General features: G+C 39.4%; 3 protein-coding genes. All 3 read left to right on the forward strand.

Annotated features, from left to right (window positions below; all coding sequences use genetic code 11):
- Positions 1-726, forward strand: a 726-nt coding sequence (locus tag CEV08_RS09005) for a BID domain-containing T4SS effector (RefSeq protein WP_143434473.1), incomplete at its 5' end; no start/stop codon positions are given.
- Positions 727-1317: 591 nt separating this feature from the next.
- Positions 1318-2280, forward strand: coding sequence for a BID domain-containing T4SS effector (locus CEV08_RS09010; protein WP_100131263.1), 963 nt, complete (start codon positions 1318-1320; stop codon positions 2278-2280).
- 340 nt (positions 2281-2620) lie between these two features.
- Positions 2621-3220 (forward strand): BID domain-containing T4SS effector, encoded by a 600-nt coding sequence (locus tag CEV08_RS09015; protein ID WP_143434474.1) that lies wholly within the window; start codon positions 2621-2623, stop codon positions 3218-3220.
- Positions 3221-3464: the final 244 nt, after the last annotated feature.

Below are 3464 nucleotides of genomic sequence, written 5' to 3' on the forward strand. Positions count from 1 at the left end.
ATAAAAAATCGTGCGCGTAAAGAGGCTGAAGAAGCGCTTGAACCTCTAAATTCCGCCATAGAAGATTTTGTATTCACTGTAAAATACACACAAGAGAATATTTCACAAAGTTCTCAAATAAAACAACGACAGCATCAACAAGCGCAACAAGAAAAGACAATCCAGCCTCTTTCAAATCATGAAATTGCCCGCAAAGTTCAACAAGATCCATCGGTTAAACAGAGTAAAAGAGAAATCCAATTTTTGAGTAAAATTGTTTATGGGAACCCTTTTATTCTGCAGCCTAGGCTAGAAGATATGCACAAAATTCCAGAAATAGGGAAAGAGCTTGCATATCAAATTGGAAACTATTCTAACTCTTCTGGTTCGCTTACTGGCAAGGAAATCTTTGGCATAAAAACTGCAGCACGAAAAGAGGCTGAAGAACATCTTCCTGCCCTTTGTACCGCCATTAGGGATTATGCTGATACAGTACAACAGTTGAGAGACACCATTGTGCAAAATTATCAGACAGAACAACAACAACGCCATCAACCACTTACTGATCTTGATAGAAAATTGCAAAAGCAGCAAAGCCTATGGCAATCTCCGAAGGTCCCTGAGCAGTCAACAGAAAATCGTCATCGAGAGATTTCTGAAACATCGAAGAAAGAAGAGCTAACGTCTAACTCGATCTCACCACGCCAAAACATCAAAAGCAATGGCGTTGTCGTGATGGTCTCATAATCATTGGCTTATCATACAAAACCTTGATGCAATTATCTTGCCAAAATTGCATCAAAGTTGGCGCATAACATACAGAAAAATTTGAATAAGCCGTCATATGACAAAATGCATTGATAAAACTTCATGCAAAAGTTATGATAATATTTCGTAAAAATGGCCAACATTGTGACATTATTCCATCATTAACTTGGTTCCATACGAAAAGGACTAAATTTTTTCAATCACTCAAAACAACATAAGGGGTATAAACATAAAAACAGATCGTTTTTGTTTTTCATTTTATCTCTTTTTCAATGAATCTCTTGGCGCAAATCGTTTCATCGCGATTTCGCCAAGAACTGTTTTGGAATGTTACAAAAAATAGTTCTAAAAATGGATTCTGTCATTGACGATAACTTTTAATAACTCATTGATAAGATTTCATAAAAAAGCTGTATAAAAGACACAAATGTCCGTTATACAGACTTATGAATAGCGCAGAATCTTTGGAGGTCATTCAGTTGGATATCTTCCTTTGTCTTAAAAGTTATCAAAACTAAAAGTGGGGAATGCACCAAAGAGGTTTTCTAGAACAATTGAAAGGAAACATGCATGAAAAAACATCACCCACAACCTTCTGCAACTCCAGAAGCTCTCTATGCAACTGTTAATAAACAAAACAGAGGAGATCAGCGCAAACCAACCCCAGAAGACGAAGTTACATACGCCTCCGTTAGTAGCGTTTCTCCTTCAAGAGGCAGGCACCATGATCAAGGAAGAGAAAATTCTGAAACCATCTATGCAGAGGTCGCGTCCCCAAGACATGGAGAGGAAGTTACATACGCCTCCGTTAGTAGCGTTTCCCCTTCAAGAGGCAGACACCATGGTCAAGGAAGAGAAAATTCTGAAACCATCTATGCAGAGGTTGCGTCCCCAAGACATGGAGAGGAAGTTACATACGCCTCCGTTAGTAGCGTTTCCCCTTCAAGAGGCAGACACCATGGTCAAGGAAGAGAAAATCCTGAAACCACCTATGCAGAGGTTGCTCCACAACAAAGAGGGAAATCCCCCTCTTTTACACCTGAGCAAGTAAGTGCAATGCTTTTAAAAGATCCACATGTCCAAGCATTTGCACAAGAAGTCATGTATTGGGGGAAAGCTGTTTATGGAAAAGACAATATTTTCCAACAACATATGCAAGACATACTTAAAGATCCCAGTAAAGGTGGAGAATTTTCATATCAACTTGCAGCAGAACCTGAATCTATTCATAAATTTGCTGGCCACCAAGCACTTGGCATAAAAAGTCCAGCACGCAGAGAAGCTGAAAAGGGTTTTCCCCCGCTCATTGACGCCATCGATAATTATACAAAGGCTGTAGAAACAGCAACACAGAGGCTCACGCAAACCCCTATGGCGGAACAAAGACGCCATCGCGAAAATGCTCCGCAAGCTGAAAGAACCCATCATCACCATCGTCATCACGAAAGGGGAGGACAAAAGCAAGAAAGTCCCGAACACAGCCCTCAACGACAAAGACATGGAGAGAATAAAGGAATGGCTTTTTCCATGTAAGGAGCTTCACGTAAAAACAGATCAATTTTTGTTTTTCATTTAATCTCTTTTTCAGTGAGTTTTTTGGCGCAAATCGTTTCATTGCGATTGCGCCAAAAGTTGTTTTAGAATGTTACAAAAAATAGTCCTAAAAATGAACTCTGTCATTGATGATAACTTATTGATAAAGTTTCATAAAAAAACTGTATAAAAGACATAAATATCCATTACGCTGACTGCAAATAGCGCAAATCTTTGGAGCTCGTTTAGTGCGATATCTTTCTTTATCTCAAAGTGATCAGAGTATAAAAGGCAATGCCCCAAAGAAGTTTTCTAAAAAAATTCTTGAAAGGAAACATGCATGAAAAAAAATGAGCCTCACCCTTTTCCATCCTCTTCAATACGAGAACTTATAAAGCTTTATGAACAAGCAGCAGCAGAGGTCTCAGGCGCATTTCCCCTTTCTAAAAAAGCTTCTTCAAAAAGCAAAAGACTTTCAACGATATTGGAAAAAGAGGAGGAAAGACGATCTCTTTTAGGAGAAGAACCTGTTATGGAAAAAATCAGACAAGCATCCGTTCAGATGACGCATTCAACAACGCCTCTCACAAGAGACAGTACGACCAAAAGACCGAAAGAGCCTGAAACGACACGTGCGACAGTTGCCCCACAAGCTTCTTCACAAAGAGCAACAAAGATCCTCTCCGAAGAAGAAATCATTCTATTGCTTCCACACCATTCATTGGTTCAAACATATCAAGAAGAAATCCAACGTTTATCCGCAAATGCCTATGGCAACCCTAATATTTTGCAAGAAAAAATGCAGGAAATTCAAAGAAACCCCGCTGCAGGAGAAGAACTCTCATGGCGCATGGCAGCCCATCCTAAAAGTCTTGCTAGACTTTCCGGCGTCAATATATGTGGCTTAAAAAATCAAACACGTAGACAAGCAGAAGTATGAAAATAACATAAGGCAAAAAATATAAAAAAAGCTTTTTAAAAAACAAATTTAAAAACTTGAAAGGAACATGCATGAAAAAAAGATCCCCCTCCCCTAGAATAGTCGAAATGATGCAAAAATTTCAACAACAGGATGAACAATCCCTCACCAACCCTCCCCAAGGTTTTCAAAGCACGCAAGCCGCCACAATCCCCCTCAGCACAGAAAATCCAGAGGACCCCTCCACGCATACAAAAAAAGCTCC

Source organism: Bartonella tribocorum (assembly GCF_002778015.1).
GTDB lineage: Bacteria > Pseudomonadota > Alphaproteobacteria > Rhizobiales > Rhizobiaceae > Bartonella > Bartonella tribocorum_B.

Excerpts from the sequence above, each read along its gene's own strand:
- CEV08_RS09010 (WP_100131263.1), top strand. The coding sequence starts at position 1,318 with ATGAAAAAACATCACCCACAACCTTCTGCAACTCCAGAAGCTCTCTAT.
- CEV08_RS09015 (WP_143434474.1), top strand. The coding sequence starts at position 2,621 with ATGAAAAAAAATGAGCCTCACCCTTTTCCATCCTCTTCAATACGAGAA.